The organism is Acinetobacter pullicarnis (genome assembly GCF_006352475.1).
Classification (GTDB): Bacteria; Pseudomonadota; Gammaproteobacteria; order Pseudomonadales; family Moraxellaceae; genus Acinetobacter; species Acinetobacter pullicarnis.
Map to the genome: position 1 here is coordinate 1,595,645 of NZ_VCMZ01000001.1, position 19,839 is coordinate 1,615,483.

The 19,839-nt window shown below is 41.9% G+C and carries 15 protein-coding genes and 1 pseudogene; 11 read left to right on the forward strand and 5 right to left on the reverse strand.

Translation table 11 applies throughout. The features are described 5' to 3' along the window. The first annotated feature begins 56 nt into the window (after window positions 1-56). From FD716_RS07055 to pyrF, 4 genes are all read left to right on the forward strand, one after another. Entirely contained in the window at window positions 57-362 is a 306-nt protein-coding gene (locus tag FD716_RS07055) for an integration host factor subunit beta (RefSeq protein ID WP_139851634.1), read from the forward strand. A gap of 22 nt (window positions 363-384) precedes the next feature. After that, entirely contained in the window at window positions 385-747 is a 363-nt protein-coding gene (locus tag FD716_RS07060; RefSeq protein ID WP_139851635.1) for a lipopolysaccharide assembly protein LapA domain-containing protein, read from the forward strand. Between the two features lie 312 nt (window positions 748-1,059). After that, the gene (locus FD716_RS07065) at window positions 1,060-1,413 is read left to right on the forward strand and encodes a hypothetical protein (protein ID WP_139851636.1); all 354 of its coding nucleotides are present in this window, start codon (window positions 1,060-1,062) and stop codon (window positions 1,411-1,413) included. A 98-nt stretch (window positions 1,414-1,511) separates the two neighbouring features. After that, window positions 1,512-2,192, forward strand: coding sequence for an orotidine-5'-phosphate decarboxylase (gene pyrF / locus FD716_RS07070; protein ID WP_139851637.1), 681 nt, complete (start codon window positions 1,512-1,514; stop codon window positions 2,190-2,192). A 101-nt stretch (window positions 2,193-2,293) separates the two neighbouring features. Here pyrF and FD716_RS07075 read toward each other — a convergent pair whose 3' ends face one another. Next, window positions 2,294-3,202, reverse strand: coding sequence for a lysine exporter LysO family protein (locus FD716_RS07075; protein WP_139851638.1), 909 nt, complete (start codon window positions 3,200-3,202; stop codon window positions 2,294-2,296). A gap of 48 nt (window positions 3,203-3,250) precedes the next feature. After that, complete coding sequence (locus FD716_RS07080) at window positions 3,251-4,765, reverse strand: flavin-containing monooxygenase (RefSeq protein WP_139851639.1); 1,515 nt, start codon at window positions 4,763-4,765, stop codon at window positions 3,251-3,253. A gap of 155 nt (window positions 4,766-4,920) precedes the next feature. Here FD716_RS07080 and FD716_RS07085 point away from each other — a divergent pair, with 155 nt between their 5' ends. From FD716_RS07085 to FD716_RS07110, 6 genes are all read left to right on the forward strand, one after another. Then, on the forward strand, window positions 4,921-5,928 hold the full coding sequence (locus FD716_RS07085; protein ID WP_139853634.1) for a helix-turn-helix transcriptional regulator: 1,008 nt from the start codon (window positions 4,921-4,923) through the stop codon (window positions 5,926-5,928). A gap of 101 nt (window positions 5,929-6,029) precedes the next feature. Then, on the forward strand, window positions 6,030-7,178 hold the full coding sequence (gene zapE / locus FD716_RS07090) for a cell division protein ZapE (protein WP_139851640.1): 1,149 nt from the start codon (window positions 6,030-6,032) through the stop codon (window positions 7,176-7,178). Window positions 7,179-7,477: 299 nt separating this feature from the next. Beyond that, entirely contained in the window at window positions 7,478-9,643 is a 2,166-nt protein-coding gene (locus FD716_RS07095) for a malate synthase G (protein WP_139851641.1), read from the forward strand. Between the two features lie 240 nt (window positions 9,644-9,883). Continuing rightward, window positions 9,884-10,318: a DoxX family membrane protein gene (locus tag FD716_RS07100; protein ID WP_139851642.1), complete on the forward strand. Its 435-nt coding sequence runs from the start codon at window positions 9,884-9,886 to the stop codon at window positions 10,316-10,318. Continuing rightward, entirely contained in the window at window positions 10,318-11,442 is a 1,125-nt protein-coding gene (locus FD716_RS07105; protein ID WP_139851643.1) for an efflux RND transporter periplasmic adaptor subunit, read from the forward strand. The genes FD716_RS07100 and FD716_RS07105 overlap by 1 nt, the downstream gene beginning before the upstream one ends. Continuing rightward, window positions 11,439-14,510, forward strand: a complete 3,072-nt coding sequence (locus tag FD716_RS07110; protein ID WP_139851644.1) for a MexW/MexI family multidrug efflux RND transporter permease subunit — start codon at window positions 11,439-11,441, stop codon at window positions 14,508-14,510. The genes FD716_RS07105 and FD716_RS07110 overlap by 4 nt, the downstream gene beginning before the upstream one ends. A gap of 496 nt (window positions 14,511-15,006) precedes the next feature. On the opposite strand, the gene FD716_RS07115 is transcribed toward FD716_RS07110, so the two are convergent. Next, window positions 15,007-16,002, reverse strand: coding sequence for a helix-turn-helix transcriptional regulator (locus FD716_RS07115; protein ID WP_139851645.1), 996 nt, complete (start codon window positions 16,000-16,002; stop codon window positions 15,007-15,009). Between the two features lie 240 nt (window positions 16,003-16,242). Then, window positions 16,243-17,307 (reverse strand): alanine racemase, encoded by a 1,065-nt coding sequence (gene alr, locus FD716_RS07120; protein WP_139851646.1) that lies wholly within the window; start codon window positions 17,305-17,307, stop codon window positions 16,243-16,245. Window positions 17,308-17,518: 211 nt separating this feature from the next. On the opposite strand from alr, the pseudogene FD716_RS07125 reads away from it, so the two are divergent. Continuing rightward, window positions 17,519-17,656, forward strand: a pseudogene (locus tag FD716_RS07125) (transcriptional regulator); the annotation flags it as partial. Window positions 17,657-17,804: 148 nt separating this feature from the next. On the opposite strand, the gene mdlC reads toward FD716_RS07125, so the two are convergent. Further along, window positions 17,805-19,433: a benzoylformate decarboxylase gene (mdlC, locus tag FD716_RS07130; RefSeq protein ID WP_139851648.1), complete on the reverse strand. Its 1,629-nt coding sequence runs from the start codon at window positions 19,431-19,433 to the stop codon at window positions 17,805-17,807. Window positions 19,434-19,839 lie beyond the last annotated feature (406 nt).

Genomic DNA, 19,839 nt, shown 5'->3' on the forward strand with positions numbered 1-19,839 from the left:
AACAGGTTATTATTTATTTTATTGCTCAAGCAGTATGATAATTAGAGAGGTCGTAGATGACTACTGAAGCATTAAATAAGTCTGATTTAATAGAAAGAATCGCTATCAAAAACCCACATTTAGCAGAGCCTTTGGTTGAAGAAGCTGTTAAAATCATGATTGATCAAATGATTGCATCACTTTCAGCTGATGATCGAATTGAAATTCGTGGATTTGGTAGTTTCGCACTGCATCACCGTGATCCTCGTGTTGGGCGTAATCCTAAAACAGGTAAGTCGGTTGAAGTTTCAGCGAAATCAGTTCCACATTTTAAACCAGGTAAAGCATTGCGTGATGCGGTTAATGAGTCTGCTAACTTATAAAACTTAATAACAAGAGGTGCGTATGCGTTATATTCTGGTTTTTTTACTTATTGTGATATTTGGCTATGCTTTAGCGCTTGTTTTGCAAAATGGTACTGAGCTTCCGGTCGATTTGTTATTTGCTCAGATCCCAGCAATGCGTTTAGGCTTATTACTCTTATTAACCTTGGCTATTGGCATTGTGCTTGGTCTGTTAATTGGAGTGCAAATTTTCAGAGTATTCCAAAATAGCTGGGAAATTAAACGTCTTCGCAAAGATATTGATTATTTACGCAAAGAACAAATCCACACTGCACAACTTGCGGCGGCGGAAGCTGCGGCAAATATAAAACATGAAAAAACTGTTTTAGATATTCACCCAGAGGATAAAACCTCACTCACTTAATTATTATATTGATTAAGTCTTTTGGTGATCAACGCTCTTTACTGTGTATTCAGTGAGGAGCTTTTGATTTTTTGGGGACTGAGTTTTGAGTTTGATTTAGTTTGAATGATTCCATTTATGGCTAAAGCTGTCAGTACTGCGTTGAGAATTCATGGAAATACGAATTGAAAATAGTCGCCTAAAATACAGTGCACAAAAAATGATGAAGTTTTTATTTTAAATAATCAGTATTTAACCTGTATCCATGCAGAATCAAGCGAATATAAGGGCTATGCTTTAAATCCACTCCATTATAAGAAAACATTTCAATTTGTGCAGATTCAAAGTATTGGATTCAAGGGGCAGCATATTTTGATTGCGGTGACAGATGGATTGATCGTTCCTAGAGAATTAACCAGAGATGATGTTTTAAAGATTCGTAATTTTGTCGAGCAAAACCATCCACATTTAATCAATGATCAGAATATGCAACCTTATATTCAGGACCGTAATCATTGGGATCTGATTAAGTTACTTGCTGGTGGTATTTTTATTTTAGCTGCTACAGTCATTTATTTCTTAGCAGACAATGGACGAGACCGCTTTAAAACCGTGCTGTGTATCGTGGTTATGTTGGGGATGCTGTTGTTGTGTCTGGGCTACATCCGTTATAAAAAAAGCAAATAGGCGAAATTTTCAACTTTAACGGTATTGATGGTTTTACAGTACGCGACAAAGCCCTTTATAATGCATCTACTTTTTTTGTGTGATGGATGTAAAGACTCTTGAGTATCATTGTTGCCCTAGATGTACAAAGCCAATATGACGCTTTAACCATTGCAGATCAATTAGATCCATCACTATGCCGCGTTAAATTAGGCAAAGAAATTTTTACCCATGTTGGTCCTTCCGTTGTCAAAGCATTACAGCAGAAAGGTTTTGATGTATTTCTAGACCTAAAGTTCCACGATATTCCAAATACGACCGCACAAGCGGTTTGTGCTGCTGCAGATTTGGGGGTGTGGATGGTCAATGTACATGCCTCTGGTGGCCGTAAAATGATGGAAACCTGCGTGGAGCGCCTGAAAGCTGGCAATTACAAGACCCAACTGATTGCAGTAACGGTCTTAACCTCAATGGGGCGTGAAGATTTACGTGATATCGGCTTAGATATCGAGCCTTCTGAACAGGTTCGCCGCCTAGCCAAGCTCACCAAAGAATCGGGTTTAGATGGTGTGGTTTGTTCAGCACAAGAAGCCAAAATGCTACGTCAGGATTTGGGTCAGGATTTTTCTTTAGTCACACCGGGTATTCGTCCAGCTGGATCGAATGCGGATGATCAAAAACGCATTGTGACCCCACAGCAAGCCATGCTAGATGGTTCAACCCATTTGGTGATTGGTCGTCCAATTACCCAGTCAAAAAACCCAAGCCAGACGCTCAAAGATATTTTAGCCACGCTATAGACTTTGACCTTAGCAAAATGTAAAAAACCAGTCTGTTGATCGACTGGTTTTTTTTATGGGTATTACACGGAAGTGGTGAGTTGCTGCGCTAAGCTTGTATTTTAAAGCGCTGCGAGGATGCTGACGGCAATTGGGGCCAATATTGAAAGTACAAAGCCACTGACCATGGCATGCGGTATAAAGTCATTGCCACAGGCCTGTTTGACCATCGGTAAAGTGACATCCATCGCAGTTGCACCCGCAGATGAAATAGCAGAACGTGGATAACGCCAGCCAATCATATACATAAACAAAATCGCAAAAATTTCTCTAAATAAATCATTCATCAAGGCAATACTGCCGAGTTGTGCATTTTTAAGTTCGGTCACCACAATACCGGTCATCGAATAGAAACCATAGCCTTGTGACAGCATAATCAGGTCTTTTAACAGGACGTGTTTGATGATGAGTGCGCTGGCCAAAGCCCCCAATAATGAACCAATAATACAGGCAACTGGAACCAATAAAATCTTCCAATTTAACCAAGAACGATCAAGCGGAGTATAGGCCAGGTCAAGTCCGATCAGGAACATAAAGAGCAAAAGCAGTTGCCAAGTACCAATATGAAGATTGATATTAAAATGACTAAACAGCTGTGCTAGCACATAACCTATGAGTAGCGCGACAAAGGCATAACTGATATTGAGTAATGACTTAAACATGAGTGCAGATGAAATTTTACCTTGCATTGGCTGATAGCCAATCAGTTTAAAAAGCAGATAGCAACAGAAAAAAGCCCCAAGCGATGTACTGAATGACAGAATGAGTGCAGTAGATAAAATTTGATTTGGATTTTTCAGTGCTTGCAAAGTTTGTGCAAATTCCATCGAAATTGCAATCAGCAGAATATAAGTAAAGTACGGTAAAATCTTAAAACCAAATCGCTCAATGGGCGTCGGGATTTTTTTAGCGAGAACAAAACCGAGGAATAAACAGAATAAAAGTTGGAAAATTAACCAAAGCGATTGCATAACTTATAATCAGCAGAAAACTGCTGCTGATTATAAGCCAAGAAGTACTTAGGCTGCGCTATTTTGTGCAGTTAGGAGGCCGAGTAAGTGATAGTTTTTGGGATTTAAATGCTGTGTTGCACGCCAGTATTTCCAGGTATAGCTAGGCCACAGTGCAAAATTCTTCCCATCCTGTTGTTGATACCAACTGACACAGCCAGACTGCCAAACGGTATGTTGAAATTGTTTTTGCAGACGCTGATTAAATTGGTTTTGTGTTTCATCGCGCACCACCACCGCTTGCGCGGCATTTTTATCGACCATTTCAATCAGTTGTAAAATATAATCGACTTGCGCTTCAATCATAAAAATCACGGAGTTGTGACCAAGCAGGGTGTTGGGGCCAAGCAATTGAAATAAATTGGGAAATTGTTTGGTCATAATGCCATAAAAGCTTTCTGAGCCAGCTTTCCACGCCTGTTTCAGTTCTAGGCCGCCAAGGCCAAAGCATTCAAAGGATTTGAGGTAAATCCGTGGATCGGTGATAAAGCCTGTGCCATAGATGAGGCAATCCATTGGGCGGGATATTCCATCTGCGGTGACAATACTGTCTTCGGTGACTTCTTGAATAGCCTCACAAATTAATTCAACATTGCCACGATTAAAAGTGGGGTAGTACTGGTTGGAAATTAAGATCCGTTTACAACCCAATACATAGTCAGGGGTTAGCTTTTTTGCAATGTTCTGATCCTTGACTTGATAGCGAATAAACATTTCTGCCAATTTTTGCCCATATTTCATCAGTTTTGGTTGGACAATGGGCACAACACGGACTTCATTCGACCAGTAGAGACGTGCCCGATGAAACTTGCGAAACCAGTCGAGATGCTTAAATAAATACTGCTCTAATCGACTATAGCTTCGCTCATCTCGTGGGATTACCCATGCCGCAGTTCTTTGAAATACATAGAGTTGTTGGGCTTGTTTCGCAATTTCTGGAATGTATTGAATGGCGCTTCCACCGGTTCCAATTGAAGCGATGGTTTTATCATCAAGGTTGTAGTCATGCTTCCATTGTGAGGAGTGGAAGACTTGGCCTTTAAATTTTTCAATGCCTTTGATTTTTGGGATTTGTGGCACATGCAAAGGCCCCGATGCAAAAATAACGTACTGACTTTCAATACATTCCCCATTTTTGAGTAATAGACTCCAGCGAAAGCGCTGTTCATCATAGTGGGCACTGCAAACTTCTTTATTGAATTGAATGTACTGTTTTAACTGATATCGTTCGACTAAATCTTGTATATAATCAAATATTTCAGATGCCTCCGCATAGCGTTTACTCCAGTCGGGTTTTGCTGCAAAGGACAGAGAATAGAGATGTGACTGTACATCACAGGCTGCACCTGGATACTGATTTTCACGCCAAGTCCCCCCAACAGCATTGGCTTTTTCTAAGATAATAAAATCATTGAATTGGGATTGTTGAAGGCGAATCGCCATACTGAGGCCGCCAAAGCCTGCACCGATGATGACAATTCGGGTTTTTGTCAAGTTTTGCGATTGAGATATGCGCTGAGTCATGTTTTATTATCCTTCTATTTATTTTAATGTGTTTAAGCATAAGTGGTTTATAAATCAATGGATATGATCAATGCAACGCATTATTGGATGAGTTCGGCAAATCGGAAAATGAATGATCGGGCAGTAGGCTTTGTATTCAGATTGATGATTTAATGATGAAGCGTTCTATTCTTAGTTTAATCTATTTAATCAAAGGGATGCGTCAAGCAGGTATTGAGGTTGACGCACGTTTAGCCCGTATTGGTATTTCAGTCGATGCACTGGATCCGAGTGCAATTTTGCATTCGAGTATTGAATGGAATATTCAAAATATTATTGCACAGCGCGTTGCACCTGAACTTGGGTTGCAGGTCGGACAACATTATACCTTGGCGGGCTATGGCCCTTTATTGATGCTGCTGCTCAATTGTGATCGTGTTGAAGAGGCTCTGCATCAGGTGGTTAAGTTTCAGCAATTAACCCATTTATATGGCAGTTTATGGCTTGAAACAACGGCTTCAAGTATGCAATTGAATTATCAAGCCATAGATCAATTTACTGAAATTGGGCGATTCCGTGCACAATGTGAAATTGCAGCCACCTTTAAATTTATACAAGATATTTATAAAATGATGAATTTGGCTATCCCCGTGATTCAGGTCAGTTTGCCATTTCCTCAGCCAGAACATATGCTACAACTTGAACAATACCAAGATTATTATGGACATGATGTTCAGTTTGATGCAGCAAGTGCTCAATTTTCGATAGATCGTCGGGCCTTGAGTTTTCATATTCCATCCGCAGATGCAAGTACTTGCAGACTGTATGAGCGAAAATGTATTGCAGAAATCGCACGATTAACCGGTCTTGCTCAGCCAGAAACTTTGGTTGATCACATTCGAGATTTTTTAGATTTACAAGTTGGCATTTTGCCAAGTATGGTGCAAACCGCACAGGCATTGAACTTACCTGAACGAACTTTGCGCCATCAATTGCGTCAATTGCAAACCAGCTATAAGCAGATACGTGAACAGTTGATACAGCGTAAAGCCTTGGTTTTGATTCGCGAAGGATCATATCCGATGGCTGAAATTGCGGTAAGACTGGGGTATTCCGAAACTGCGGCATTTAACCATGCCTTTAAACGTTGGTTTGGGGCAAGCCCGAGTCAGTATCGGGAATAGCCTAAGCTCAATCGGCTGTCCGCAGCCTATATGTTAAAGTTCCATCAATCCGGCGAATATTTCGCTATACTTCCACTAGCCTATAAAAGTACAGCAACGCTATGTTAGATCAGAAATCCGCATTAAATACTGCTTATTTACCGTCTTCACCTGCTGAGCGCTACGCACAAGCCATTTCTACAGGAAAATTTTTACCTGATGAGGCGCAAGCTGAAGCCGTGCGAGAGTTAGAGCGTGTATGGCAAGAACTGTTAAATCGCTATAAAGCATCAAAAAAAGCATTTAGACGTTTTCGTCGTCAAACATCGCCACGCGGGGTATACATGTGGGGTGGCGTAGGTCGCGGTAAAACGTGGTTAATGGATCAGTTTTATGAATCAATTCCATTTCGACGTAAAACTCGTATGCATTTTCATCACTTTATGCAGTTTGTGCACAAAGAGCTGAATAAACTCTCGGGTCAACGTAATCCCTTAGATCTCGTTGCTGATCAAATCTATAAAGAGGCAGTCATCATTTGTTTTGATGAGTTCTTTGTATCGAACGTCACAGATGCCATGATTTTAAGTGATCTATTTCAAAAGTTATTCCAGCGCGGGATTACTTTGGTGGCAACATCGAATATTGCACCAGATGGACTATATCGCGATGGAATTCATCGTGATCGTTTTATACCCACCATTGAGGCAGTGAAACAACACTGCGTGGTGCTCAACGTAGATGCTGGTGTAGATTATCGCTTACGGGTGTTAAAACAAGCACAGTTATTTAAAACGCCATTAACCCATGAGCATAATCTCTGGATCACTGATCGTTTTACTGCATTGACCCAATCTCAAACGGTATCGGAACAATCGATTATTATTAATAATCGTATTGTGGAAACGCTTGGTCATACTGAAGATGTGTTGTGGTGCGAATTCTCTGAGTTGTGTTTAAAGCCACGTAGCCCTGCTGATTTTATTCAAATTGCCAATATTTATAATACGGTGCTGGTGAGTAATGTTCCGCATTTAACCGATCACTTATCGGAAGGAACGCGTCGTTTTGTTTATTTGGTCGATGAGTTTTATGACCGAGGCGTCAAATTACTGTTAACTTCCGAAGACAATATTATCGAGATTTACCAAGGTCAGAAATTGGCATTTGAAATTGAACGAACGCGTTCACGTTTACTTGAAATGCAGTCAGATGAATACCTACAGGCTGCGCATCGTCAAATTAATGCCAGTGAATTGCACGTTGAATAAATGAAATGAGATGATTTTGTCTAGCACGCTTCGGCGTGCTTTTTTATTTCTTGGTGCGTTTTATCTGTGGATGTCAACTTTGGTCTAATTTTTAGATTTTCGGAAGCTTATACACTGATGGAGTTGGTCGCCATATCTTGTTGAATATCAAAGTATCACAAATGATTTAAAGCCAATTTGTCAAGCAAAGTTTATTAGAAAATGCTTACTATTTAGGATTGTGATAGTACTATTCAGCATAGGATAAATAGGTATACTGAGATCTCTTGTTATAAAAAATAGCCATATCAGGAAAGACAATGACTGCACGTATTCAAAAAGGTAAGTTAGCGATTGCTAAAGAACTCTACGATTTCATCGAGAACGAAGCGCTCCTTGGTTCTGGTTTAGACAGTGAGACATACTGGAAAAACTTTGAGCAAGTTGTTGTTGATCTTAGCCCCAAGAACAAGGCATTGCTGGCTAAGCGTGAAAAAATTCAGGCTCAAGTTGATGAGTGGCACCGCAATAACACATTCGAACTCGGAGCTTATAAAGCTTTCCTTCAAGAAATTGGTTACTTATTACCAGAAGTAGAAGATTTCACAATCAGCACAGAAAATGTAGATGAAGAGATCGCATTACTGGCTGGCCCTCAATTGGTTGTTCCTGTACGTAACGCACGTTACTGTATCAACGCAGCCAATGCACGTTGGGGCTCTTTATACGACGCACTTTATGGCTTTGACGTCATTTCAGATGAAGGTGGCGCAGAGAAAGGCAAGGGTTATAACCCTGCACGTGGCGCTAAAGTTATTGCATTTGCAAAGAATTTCTTAAATGAGACATTCCCACTTGCGCAAGGTTCACATGCTGATGTGAGCAAATACGCAGTCGATGGCAATCAACTTGTTGTAACGCTAAAAGATGGTTCAACCACGACTGTTGCAGATACAGCCAAATTTGTGGGTTATAACGGTGAGGCTGCAAATCCAACTGAGCTTGTGTTCAAAAATAATGGTTTGCACGTTATTGTTGAAATCGATGCCAACAGCCCAATCGGTAAAACAGATGCAGCAGGCGTAAAAGATTTAGTACTTGAAGCTGCTGTTACCACGATTCAAGATTTAGAAGACTCGATTGCTGCGGTTGATGCAGAAGAGAAAGTCGAAGGCTACCGTAACTGGCTGGGTCTGATGCAAGGGACGCTCGAAGAAAGTATCGAGAAAAATGGCAAAACAGTCACACGTACCTTAAACAAAGATCGCACACACAAAAACTTGGATGGTGGTGAAACCTCTATTCATGGTCGTTCATTGATGTTACTGCGTAACGTTGGCCACTTGATGACCAATCCTGCAATCTTGGTTGATGGTGCTGAAATCTATGAAGGCATCATGGATGCATTGATCACACCATTGTTGGCTTTTGCCGACATTAAAGGTCAAAACCAAGTGAAGAACTCGCGTACGGGTTCGATGTATATCGTTAAGCCAAAAATGCATGGTCCAGAAGAAGTGGCATTTGCGGTTGAACTTTTTGAGCGTGCAGAACAAGCGTTAAATCTTCCAGCCAAAACCTTGAAAATCGGGATCATGGACGAAGAACGCCGTACTTCTGTGAACTTGAAAAACTGTATTGCGCAAGCCAAAGATCGTACCATTTTCATCAATACTGGCTTTATGGATCGTACGGGTGATGAAATTCATACCTTTATGGAAGCAGGTCCATTTGTTCGTAAAGGTGAAGTCAAAGCACAAATTTGGTTCCCAGCATATGAGAACCGTAACGTGATGGTTGGTCTACAAGCAGGTCTACGTGGTAAAGCACAGATTGGTAAAGGCATGTGGCCAAAACCAGATATGTTACTTGACATGTATAACAGCAAAACTGAACATCCTGATGCAGGCGCAAGCTGTGCATGGGTACCTTCACCAGCAGGTGCGGTGATTCACGCGATTCATTATCACCAAATTAATGTGGCGCAGCGTCAGCAAGAGTTGTTAAACACCAAAGCACTTCCTTTGGATGATTTGTTAACGCCACCATTGGCAGCAAATACCAACTGGACTGAAGAAGAGAAAACCAAAGAACTTGAAAATAACTGCCAAGGAATCTTGGGTTATGTGGTTCGTTGGGTCGACTTGGGCGTTGGTTGTTCTAAAGTACCCGATATCAACGATGTTGGTTTGATGGAAGACCGTGCAACCTTACGTATTTCTTCTCAGCACGTTGCCAACTGGTTACGTCATGGCATCGTAAGCCGTGAACAAGTTGAGCAAGTGATGCAGCGTATGGCGAAAATTGTTGATCAGCAAAATGCCAACGATCCGCTGTATACCGCAATGTCACTTGATTTTGACAACAACATTGCTTTCCAAGCTGCTTCAGACTTGATTTTTAAAGGTGCTGAACAACCTTCTGGTTATACAGAGCCGTTGTTACATGCTGCACGTTTAAAACTGAAAGGCTATCAAGGTGACTAAGCTTTAAGCATGTATTCTAAAAAGGGCTTCTCTAGATGAGAGGCCTTTTTTATGTCCAAAAATAAATGTGATCCACTGATTAAGCAGCTAAAAAATATAAATTTTATTTGAATATTTCAGCTTGACCTAAGGTTAACCTGAGGTTTTATAGTGGTGCCACTTGCTGTTGCCCACCTCATTTTTATTGAAATAGTCAGTAAAAAAATCAGGTGAAGCGTCAACGTCATATTGGGAATTATCATGCCACTTTTTGTTCAGACACTGCTGCAAAGCTCCAAGTTATGGTTATTTTGCCGTTGCTTAATGGCTTTGTTATTCCTTTTTTCTGGTTTTGCCAAAGTGATTAACGTCGAAGCAAGCTTTGCAGAAATGCAAGCGGTCGGCTTGTCACCGGCATGGCTGTTTAACTACGCCAGTGCATTAATTTTATTATCAGGTAGTTATTTTATCTTGTTCAACAAAGCAGTCTGGTTCGGTGCTGGACTACTGTCTGTATTTTTATTGCTGACCATTGTCATTGTGCATCGTTTTTGGGAGATGTCGGGGATGCAGGCGGTGATCTCGTTGTACTTCGCCTTAGAGCATCTGGCTGTGATTGCAGGCTTAATTATGGCAGCCATGCTCAGTCATTCTCGCAAACTTTTGCAGCAACTTGAGACAGGAGTGATTGCCTAATGAACATGATCACTCGAAAAAAACGCAATATTGCCCTCATTCTCAGCGGATTATTATTGAGTGCGCTGCTGCTCTATTTCTTTTTCAAGCCGGATCAGCCAGCGGTTGCGGCCTATGCATACCCACCGGTTAAAGTAGCGGTTGCCACGGTTGAATCCCGTGAAGCACCACGCAGTTTGACCGCTGTGGGGGAGCTGGAAGCAGTGCGTCAAATTCAAGTCGCATCTGAAGCATCTGGACGTGTAGAAAAAATCTATTTTCAATCGGGACAATATGTTCATGCTGGGCAAATACTTTTAAAGCTCAATGATGCGGTTGAACAAGGTGAAATTGAGCAACTGAAGGCCAAATTGAAACTGCACCAAGCCATCTATAAGCGCGGGCACGAATTGGCTGAGATGAATGCCGTGGCCAAAGAAGAAGTTGAAAATGCCTTGTCGAATCGTGATGTGACTTTGGGGCAGATTAAACAGTTAAATGCCAAAATTCAGCAAAAAGTAATTCGCGCACCATTTGCAGGAATGATCGGGATTCGCAAAGTCCATCAAGGGCAGTACATCAATATTGGCGAGCCGATCGTCAGTCTGGTCGACACGCAAAACTTGTTGGTCAACTTCAATTTAGATGAGCGAATTGCACCACAAATACGCCAAGGGCAAGCATTAAAAGTAGCGCTAGATGCCTTTCCGAATCAGTCGTTTAATGCGCATGTGACGGCCATTGATCCACTCATTTCAAAATCCAGAACGGTACAGATTCAAGCGCAATTGCCAAATAGTGAAAACCGTTTTAAAGCCGGTATGTTTGCCAGCGTCATCTTAAATCAAGATCAGGCCGAAACGGCGCTGATGATTCCTGAAACGGCAGTAACCTATACCGCTTATGGTGAGACGGTCTTTGTTGCCACAATGACCGATGGCAAATTGCTTGCACATAAGATTGCCGTGAAAGTTGGAGAACGTGCAGATGGTTGGGTAGAAATTAAGCAGGGTCTGAAACAAGGCGATAAAGTCATTACTTCTGGGCAGTTAAAACTGAGTGATCAGATGCCAATCGAGGCGTTGGCGACGGATACTTTAAATCAGACTGCAAAAGCTGCACCGATACAGGAGCCGAATGTATGAGGTTCACCGATTTATTTGTAAGGCGACCTGTATTGGCCTTGGTAGTCAGTACTTTAATTTTACTGTTTGGATTTTATGCGTTTGATAAATTACCGATTCGGCAATATCCCTTACTTGAAAGCTCAACCATTCGCATCAGTACTGAATATCCAGGTGCCAGTGCAGAATTAATGCAAGGCTTTGTGACACAACCGATTGCACAAGCGGTTTCAGCGGTAGAAGGGGTGGATTATTTATCTTCATCTACAGTACAAGGTCGCAGTACGGTAACGCTGCGTATGGAGTTGAATCGTGATTCAACGCAGGCACTGACCGAAGTGATGGCCAAGGTCAATCAAGTCCGATATAAGCTTCCACAGCGTGCTTTTGACCCAGTGATTGAGCGCTCCTCAGGTGAATCTACCGATGTGGCCTATATTGGTTTTTCCAGTGAAACCGCTAGTTTGGCTGAGCTGACCGATTATTTATCACGCGTGGTCGAGCCAATGTTATCGAGCATTGAGGGGGTGGCCAAAGTACAAAGCTATGGTGCGCAACGCCTGTCAATGCGCATTTGGCTAGATGCCGATCGGATGGCAGGACGTGGCATCAATGCTGCCGATATTGCGCAAGCAATTCAAAGCAATAACTATCAAGCGGCACCGGGCCAAGTCAAAGGCGAATATGTGGTGTCGAATGTTAATGTTTCTACTGATTTGACCAGTGTGGCTGAGTTTAAAGCCTTGGTGATACGCAATGATGCCAATGGCATCGTGCATTTAAAAGATGTCGCAACGGTTGAGCTTGGAGCGGCATCCACAGAAACCAGTGCGATTATGAATGGTAAGCCTGCGGTTTTCTTGGGTTTACAAGCAACACCACGTGGAAATCCCTTGGTGATTGTGGATGGAATTAAACAACATTTACCTGAAATTAGAAAAACCTTGCCGCCTGGTGTCAGTGTCGATTTGGCTTATGAGACCGCACGTTTTATTGATGCCTCAATTAATGAAGTGGTACATACCTTTATTGAAGCTTTGATCATTGTGGTTTTGGTGATTTATCTGTGTCTTGGTTCATTCCGCAGTGTGATTATTCCAATTGTGACGATTCCACTATCGTTGCTGGGTGGAATGGGAATGATGCTGCTGTTCGGTTTTAGTATTAACTTACTGACGTTGTTGGCGATGGTTCTGGCGATTGGTTTGGTGGTTGATGATGCCATTGTGGTGGTCGAAAATGTACACCGACATATCGAAGCAGGGAAGTCACCGGTTGCAGCCGCATTGATTGGTGCGAGGGAGGTGGCTGGGCCAGTGATTGCCATGACCATTAGCTTAGCTGCGGTATATGCACCGATTGGCTTAATGGGGGGCTTAACGGGTTCTTTATTTAAAGAATTTGCCTTTACCCTTGCTGGTGCAGTGGTGGTTTCAGGAGTCGTCGCATTAACCTTATCACCGGTGATGAGTTCTTATTTGCTCGATGCCAAGCAAAATGAAGGCAAAATGGCACGCTTAGCAGAGCGTTTCTTCAATGCTTTAACAACCAGTTATGGCAAGGTGCTAAATTACTCACTACACCATCGTTGGATGAGCGGATCGATTGCAGCGGTGATTTTAATCAGTTTGCCATTTCTCTATCAGATGCCAAAAAAAGAATTGTCGCCTGCAGAAGATCAGGCCAGTGTATTGACTGCAATTAAATCGCCACAACATGCCAATCTCAACTATGCCGAAAAATTTGGCTTAAAGTTAGATCAGATTTTTTGGACCTTACCTGAAACTGCAAATACGTGGATTATTAATGGTACAGATGGACCCGCTGCTAGTTTTGGGGGAACCACTTTAACGGCGTGGTCCGAACGTGAGCGTGATGGCACTGCGATTCAACAAGATTTGCAAGCCAAAGTGGGAGAGGTTGAGGGCAGCAGTGTTTTTGTCTTTCAATTACCAGCATTGCCCGGTTCAACGGGCGGCTTACCGGTACAAATGGTGCTACGGACTTCGCAGGATTATTCGGTGCTGTATCAGACCATGGAGGAGATTAAGCAGAAAGCACGTGAAAGTGGCTTATTTGTCGTAGTCGATAGTGATCTCGACTATAACAATCCCGTGGTACAGATTAAGGTTGATCGTGAAAAAGCCAACAGTCTTGGTATTCGGATGCAAGATATTGCGGAGTCCTTATCGACCTTGGTGGGGGAAAACTATATCAATCGTTTTGCGATGCAAGGCCGAGCCTATGATGTGATTCCACAAAGTATTCAAAAACAACGGATGAGTCCTGAGGCATTGGCCCAGCAGTTTGTACGGACTGAAGCAGGACAATTGATTCCATTGTCGACTGTGGTCTCGATGTCGATGCAGGTTGAACCGAATAAACTGACACAGTTTAATCAGCAAAATGCAGCAACCTTTCAAGCCATTCCGGCACCGGGTGTCTCGCTGGGTGAAGCGCTCAGCTTTTTAGAACAGGCGATTGCAGATTTACCCGCGGGCTTTAGCTTTGATTGGCAAGCCGATGCCAGACAGTATATGCAAGAAGGCAATAGTCTGATGCTGGCATTTCTCGCAGCACTGGTGGTGATTTATTTGGTCTTGGCAGCGCAGTATGAAAGTCTGCTCGATCCACTGATTATTTTAATTACTGTGCCATTGTCGATTTGTGGGGCACTGATTCCCTTGGTATTTGATCTTTCTAGTGTGAATATCTATACCCAAATTGGTTTGGTGACCTTGATCGGGCTGATTAGTAAACATGGTATTTTGATGGTTGAGTTTGCCAATGAACTACAAGTCAGCGATCACTTAGACCGCCGTGAAGCTATTTTGCAAGCAGCAAAAATTCGGTTACGTCCAATTTTGATGACCACCGCCGCAATGGTCTTTGGTTTAATTCCATTGTTATTTGCCACGGGTGCCGGTGCGAATAGTCGTTTTGGGCTGGGTGTGGTGATTGTTTGCGGCATGTTGATTGGGACATTATTCACTTTATTTATATTACCGACCATTTATAGCGTATTGGCCAGACAACATGCGGCTTTGTCAGAAACCAAACGCTATAAGGAACTGGCGAAGCTCGATTGATCTGGCTTGCTTGAGATGAAGGTATAAAGTCAGTAACATCGTGGTGATGTTGCTGACTTTTTAGATTGCAGCATTGTTGGTTGTGATTTAAAGCTTAAAATTCAAGCTGATTTGAAGAGCTTTGCATAAATTTGACTTAGTTTAATTTTCGCAGTTCTCTGCAATTCTAATTATTAATTAAATGAATAGTGGTGGGTTATATTGAGTGCATGTTCTATAGCAGAGGTAAAACAATGACGATGAAAATGATGAATGATAATGGTGTTGACCGCACTTATTGTCAGTAAACGTGGCATCTACTCCAAAGCCTTCATTCTATATATTGGAGCGATATAGGATGAAGATTAAAAAGACAAATACACAATATTAAACGATATTGAAAACAACAAGATGATGGGAGCCTGCGGGCTCTCTTTTTTGTATTGCAGGTTAGGCTTTAGGCTGCTGAGTTGCGTAGCCTAAAGCGCTGACTTAGATTGGATTGGTGAAATCGTATTTATTCGATTTCATGCACTGCATTAAAGACTTCAATCGGTTCAATTCGGATCATCTTTTTACCAAAACTGCGTAACCACCAAATCAACTGTGAGGTGAATGGTACGGTGGCGCTAACTTTATATAAATCCTCACTGATCTTTTCGATGGTTTGCTCTTTGCTTAGTTGGCTTTCACTAAAATATAAAGCATCCGCTTCTTGCATATACAGCTGTAGATCGATATTGCGGGTGGGCTGATTAAAGTCAACTCTAAAACCAAGTGCCCCAGAATCGATATATTCATCAATTTCAAAATCGACAGGGTGCATGGCGCGTAATTCTAAAACTTTGGCGGATTTAAAACGATGTAGTGCAAAGGTTTGTACATCTGATTTGTCATGACGGGTACAGATCAAATAAATAATCGGACCTTTTTGAACCAAGGCCAGTGGATTGAGCGTGTATTGGCGGTCTTCGCCGTGCGCACCGCGAGAGCGATAGCTACATTCAATTTGTTTGTCCTGAAGGAGTCCTTCATAAATGGCTTGCTGTGCATCACGCTCAACGGTAGGTGGAATCAGAGGTTGAGTAGCAGGCACGATACGAACCCGATTAATCCATTGGCGAACATTATTGTGAGTTGAAAGATTGCGACGTGCCAAATCAAACCAAGGATTCATTTCCTCGACCAAACTTGGCGGTAATAAATGTTTTAAGTGTTCTTCAACCATCATAAAGGTGACGGCTTGCGAACTGGTCATATGTGGCAAACTTTGAATTGGCGCATCGGACTGCCAGCGCCAACCTTGGGGAACTGCTTTATTATTTTCAATTGGAAAACGCTGTGAAATTTGATTTAAATCACGTTGAATCGTGCGCAGGCTAATATCAATGCCTTCACGTTGCAAGGTTTCTTGTATTTCACGCGTGCCTAACCATTTTCCCGTACCAAGTCGAGAAAGGATTTGCCACTGGCGATATAAACTGTTCGAGGTTTCTTTTTCTTGTGAAGACATAATAAAACTAAATTAATTAATCAAAAAGGGAGGGGTGAGATCTACAGCGATACAATAGAAAATATCCGCTATTTTAGCAAGGGTTATCCTTAAAAAGCTTTTTGAGGATTTAAATAAAGCCATTGAAATTGAATCAGCATCATTGGCCAAATGCAATTGGCCAATGATGGAAGAATAGATTTAAGTTGAATAATTTTAATCTGATTAGATTTTTATTCATTTATAGGCAGCGGATCTATTTTAATAACGCTGTGGGCGCTGGCTGAGTCTACACAGTAATTCATAGCCAATCGTTCCATTGGCTGCAGCAACATCATCAACCAAACGCTGTTTACCCCACAATTCAACTGGCTGTCCAATCTCAACGTTTAAGCCCGTAATATCAATGGCGATCATATCCATGGAAACGCGACCCACCAGTGCAACGGCTTGGCCATTGATACTGACATAGTTTTGTTTGGAATAGGCCCGTGGATAACCATCGCCATAGCCAATCGAAACAATGGCAATTTGCATATCATGTTCAGCTTGAAAGGTTGAACCATAGCCGACATATTCACCGGCTTGAATTTGATTGGTGGCAATAATCGCTGCATTAAAACTCATCACCGGGGTGAGTTTTAATTGATCTACCGATTGATCCGCAAAAGGCGAAGCGCCGTATAACATAATGCCAGGGCGGACATAATCAAAATGTAATTCTGGCCATTTATAAATCGCGGCAGAGTTACAGCACGAAGCTAAAATCGGGGCACAAGCTGTTTTAACCTCTAAGAACTGTTGGACTTGCAGATCATTGAGTGGGTAATCACGATCAGCATTGGCAAAATGCATGGTCAGTACACAGTTAAAGCCGCGGCTTTGCAGATCTTGAATAATCGCGATAATTTCAAGATGTTTGAAACCTAAGCGATTCATCCCACTGTTGAGCTTGACCCAAACTTTAAGCCCTTGTGCCTGATAGGCGTCTTGGTGCTGGATTAACCAATCTAATTGTTGTTGCTGATGAATCACAACTTCAAAGCGATTGGCAATGGCAATTGGCATTTCGTCTAGCGCAAATACACCTTCAATTAAGGTGACATCGTGTTGATCGCCAACGTCGCGAATTTGCAAGGCTTCGGCTAAGCAGGCGACACCAAAGGCATCGGTTGCATTTAAGGCTGCGAGGCAGTCATGCAGCCCGTGTCCATAGGCATTGGCTTTCACCATGCTGACGATTTTAGCTTGTGGGGCAAGTTGTTTGACACGGTTGAGATTCGATTGCAGTGCTTCACGATCAATAGACACTGTTGCTTGGCGCACCCTGACGACTCCTTAGAGAATAATAAATTAACCTAAAAAATAGAACGATTCCCAAGATGAATGCTAAATTCAAAGTACCAAATGCCTGCTTAAAATGCGGATCTAAGCTTGAATTTATACATGTTTTTGGAAACAGCACTATTGTAGACCCATCATGTAGAAATGAACATTGGAGGATGGGGTTTATTTGAAAAGTGGGCGATGGGGGCTGCCCTCACTTTCAGCAATTGAGCGTCGTTGCAATGATCTGAAAATATCAACGATGAAAAAATATGTTGAAGCAATGGGAGGAGAACTCCGCATTGATGTTGAACTTCCCACAGGAAAACATATTGGCTTTAAGGTTTGAGAGCGGCACATATCCTCGTCATATCGCTTCTTTTAAATAAGGGGGTTTTATATGTGCAAAGCGCTATCTGAGCAAAACGCCCAATGCAGTGCATCAGGCGTTTTAAATTAAACTTAATGGCTTGAAACTCGCTTTAGCGCGATCCCACTTAGATCAGTGAGGGAATCACTTTGCTAATGGGGACTTCAATCACTGTCGGTCGATTTTGTTTGAGTGCTTCTAGACAGAAATTAAATAATTGATCCGTGGTTTCTGCACGCTTGCCAATACAACCATAACCTTTGGCCAAAGACACAATATCTAAATCTGGAATATCTAAGCCAGGCACATTCGGTGTGTCTTGGCATTCTGAAAATGCTTTTAAAATGGCATATTCTCGGTTCACCGGAACAATATAAATAATGGGTAAACGTTGTTGGTTCGCGGTCCACATGCCTTGAATGGCATATTGTAATGAACCATCACCAATCATCGCGACCACTGGACGATTTTTTCCATTATCGCGTTCAGCCAAAGCGATCCCTACTGCAGCCGGGACATTCCAACCTAATGAACCACTTGCGGCCGTATAAAAGCCATCATGAAACGTAACAGGCCATGCGGTATGTAGCTCGGCAATATTAGATGGCGACTCTTCCATTAAAATTGCATTTTCTGGTACCGCTTTTCGGACTGTTTTAAAAACATCCAAAGCGGTTAATACCGTATCCGTCGTTTGGGTATTTTCTGCGACAGCATGGGGTGCCATATGATGTGGTAGTTTATGAATAGCGGGTTGTTGACGGTTTTCAGGTACGGTGACCATTTCAATTAAAGATGATAATGCCAAAACCGGATTACTGATTAGACTATCTCCTACAGGTGCGCGTGCCGCTTCTGCTGGGTCATTGGTAATATGTAATAAGGCTAAACCTTCGGGTAAATAGTCACCAGCAACATAAGGGTAATATCTAAAGACAGGTGCCCCAATGATTAAAGCCACATCATGGCCTTGAAGTTTTTCTGATAATGGCTGCGTGGCAAAGGGTAATCCACCAGCATAAAGTGGATGGTTCTCAGGAAAAGGGGTTCTTTCTGAAGCGGGTGCAGCCCATACTGGAACTTGCATTTTTTCCGCCAGCGCAATTGCTTCTTTCCAGCCATCGTGCTTGCTAATGTCAGCGCCATAAATCAACACTGGGTTTTTCGCTTGAGATAATTTGTCTGCAAACTGTTTGAGGCGTTCAGGGTCGGCTGCAACTTTATGAGCAACGCTACGTACCACTAATTCACCTGTAAATTCTTGATTCCAATCATCTAAAGGAATTGATAAAAAGACGGGTCCAGCAGGTTCTTGGATTGCCATTGCATAGGCGCGCATAAAGGCCGCCGGTACATCTTCCGCACGTTTGGGTTCATAGCTCCACTTTACAAAGGGTTTAGGCAGTTCTTCTGGATGCGTGTTGGTTAACCAAGGCTCCATCAATAACATTTCACGGGTTTGGTTACCCGCAGTGATGATTAATGGGGTTTTATTCATACTGGCAGTAAAAATATTACTCATTGCATTACACATACCCGCAGCAGTATGTACGTTAACGAGTCCAACGCTCTGTGTGGCCTGTGCATAAGCATCGGCTGCTGCAACGGCAGATGCTTCTTGCAGAACTTGTACATATCTAAAATCACTAGGAAAATCTTGTAGAAAAGTTTCTTCTGTCGAGCCGGGGTTACCAAAAATAGTCGTAATATTTAATTTTCTGAGAAGTTCAAACGTGGTATCTCTAATGGTCATCATGGTTTATTACCTATTTATTTATCAAGAATTTATCATTTGGATTTTAGATACAATCATATCAATTGCATTTTTATGAATAATGCCTAGCTGCTTATCTATATATTGAGATGATAAAATTTGCTCATATCAGTATATTTATAACCACCTTAAATATATTACTAATCATGAAATATATTTAATATTCTATAAATTCTGGGCTTAATTCATGGTTAAGTTTTGTTATTCATAAACTATTTTATTGATCGTATTTAAAGCATTTTAATGTTGATTTTAATTTGTGGTTTGCAGAAAATACCATGACTGAAATGGGCATCACTATTCATTTAATTAACATTTAAATTTAAGCTGTTATAAATAAATAGCTTAAATTAATCGATAGATTCTTGGGTACAGCATAACAATGCTG

Bases quoted from the DNA above. Each gene is read 5' to 3' on its own strand.
- FD716_RS07055 (WP_139851634.1), top strand. From the start codon at position 57: ATGACTACTGAAGCATTAAATAAGTCTGATTTAATAGAAAGAATCGCT.
- FD716_RS07060 (WP_139851635.1), top strand. From the start codon at position 385: ATGCGTTATATTCTGGTTTTTTTACTTATTGTGATATTTGGCTATGCT.
- FD716_RS07075 (WP_139851638.1), bottom strand. From the start codon at position 3,202: ATGCAATCGCTTTGGTTAATTTTCCAACTTTTATTCTGTTTATTCCTC.
- FD716_RS07080 (WP_139851639.1), bottom strand. From the start codon at position 4,765: ATGACTCAGCGCATATCTCAATCGCAAAACTTGACAAAAACCCGAATT.
- FD716_RS07085 (WP_139853634.1), top strand. From the start codon at position 4,921: ATGAAGCGTTCTATTCTTAGTTTAATCTATTTAATCAAAGGGATGCGT.
- zapE (WP_139851640.1), top strand. From the start codon at position 6,030: ATGTTAGATCAGAAATCCGCATTAAATACTGCTTATTTACCGTCTTCA.
- FD716_RS07095 (WP_139851641.1), top strand. From the start codon at position 7,478: ATGACTGCACGTATTCAAAAAGGTAAGTTAGCGATTGCTAAAGAACTC.
- FD716_RS07100 (WP_139851642.1), top strand. From the start codon at position 9,884: ATGCCACTTTTTGTTCAGACACTGCTGCAAAGCTCCAAGTTATGGTTA.
- FD716_RS07105 (WP_139851643.1), top strand. From the start codon at position 10,318: ATGAACATGATCACTCGAAAAAAACGCAATATTGCCCTCATTCTCAGC.
- FD716_RS07110 (WP_139851644.1), top strand. From the start codon at position 11,439: ATGAGGTTCACCGATTTATTTGTAAGGCGACCTGTATTGGCCTTGGTA.
- FD716_RS07115 (WP_139851645.1), bottom strand. From the start codon at position 16,002: ATGTCTTCACAAGAAAAAGAAACCTCGAACAGTTTATATCGCCAGTGG.
- mdlC (WP_139851648.1), bottom strand. From the start codon at position 19,433: ATGATGACCATTAGAGATACCACGTTTGAACTTCTCAGAAAATTAAAT.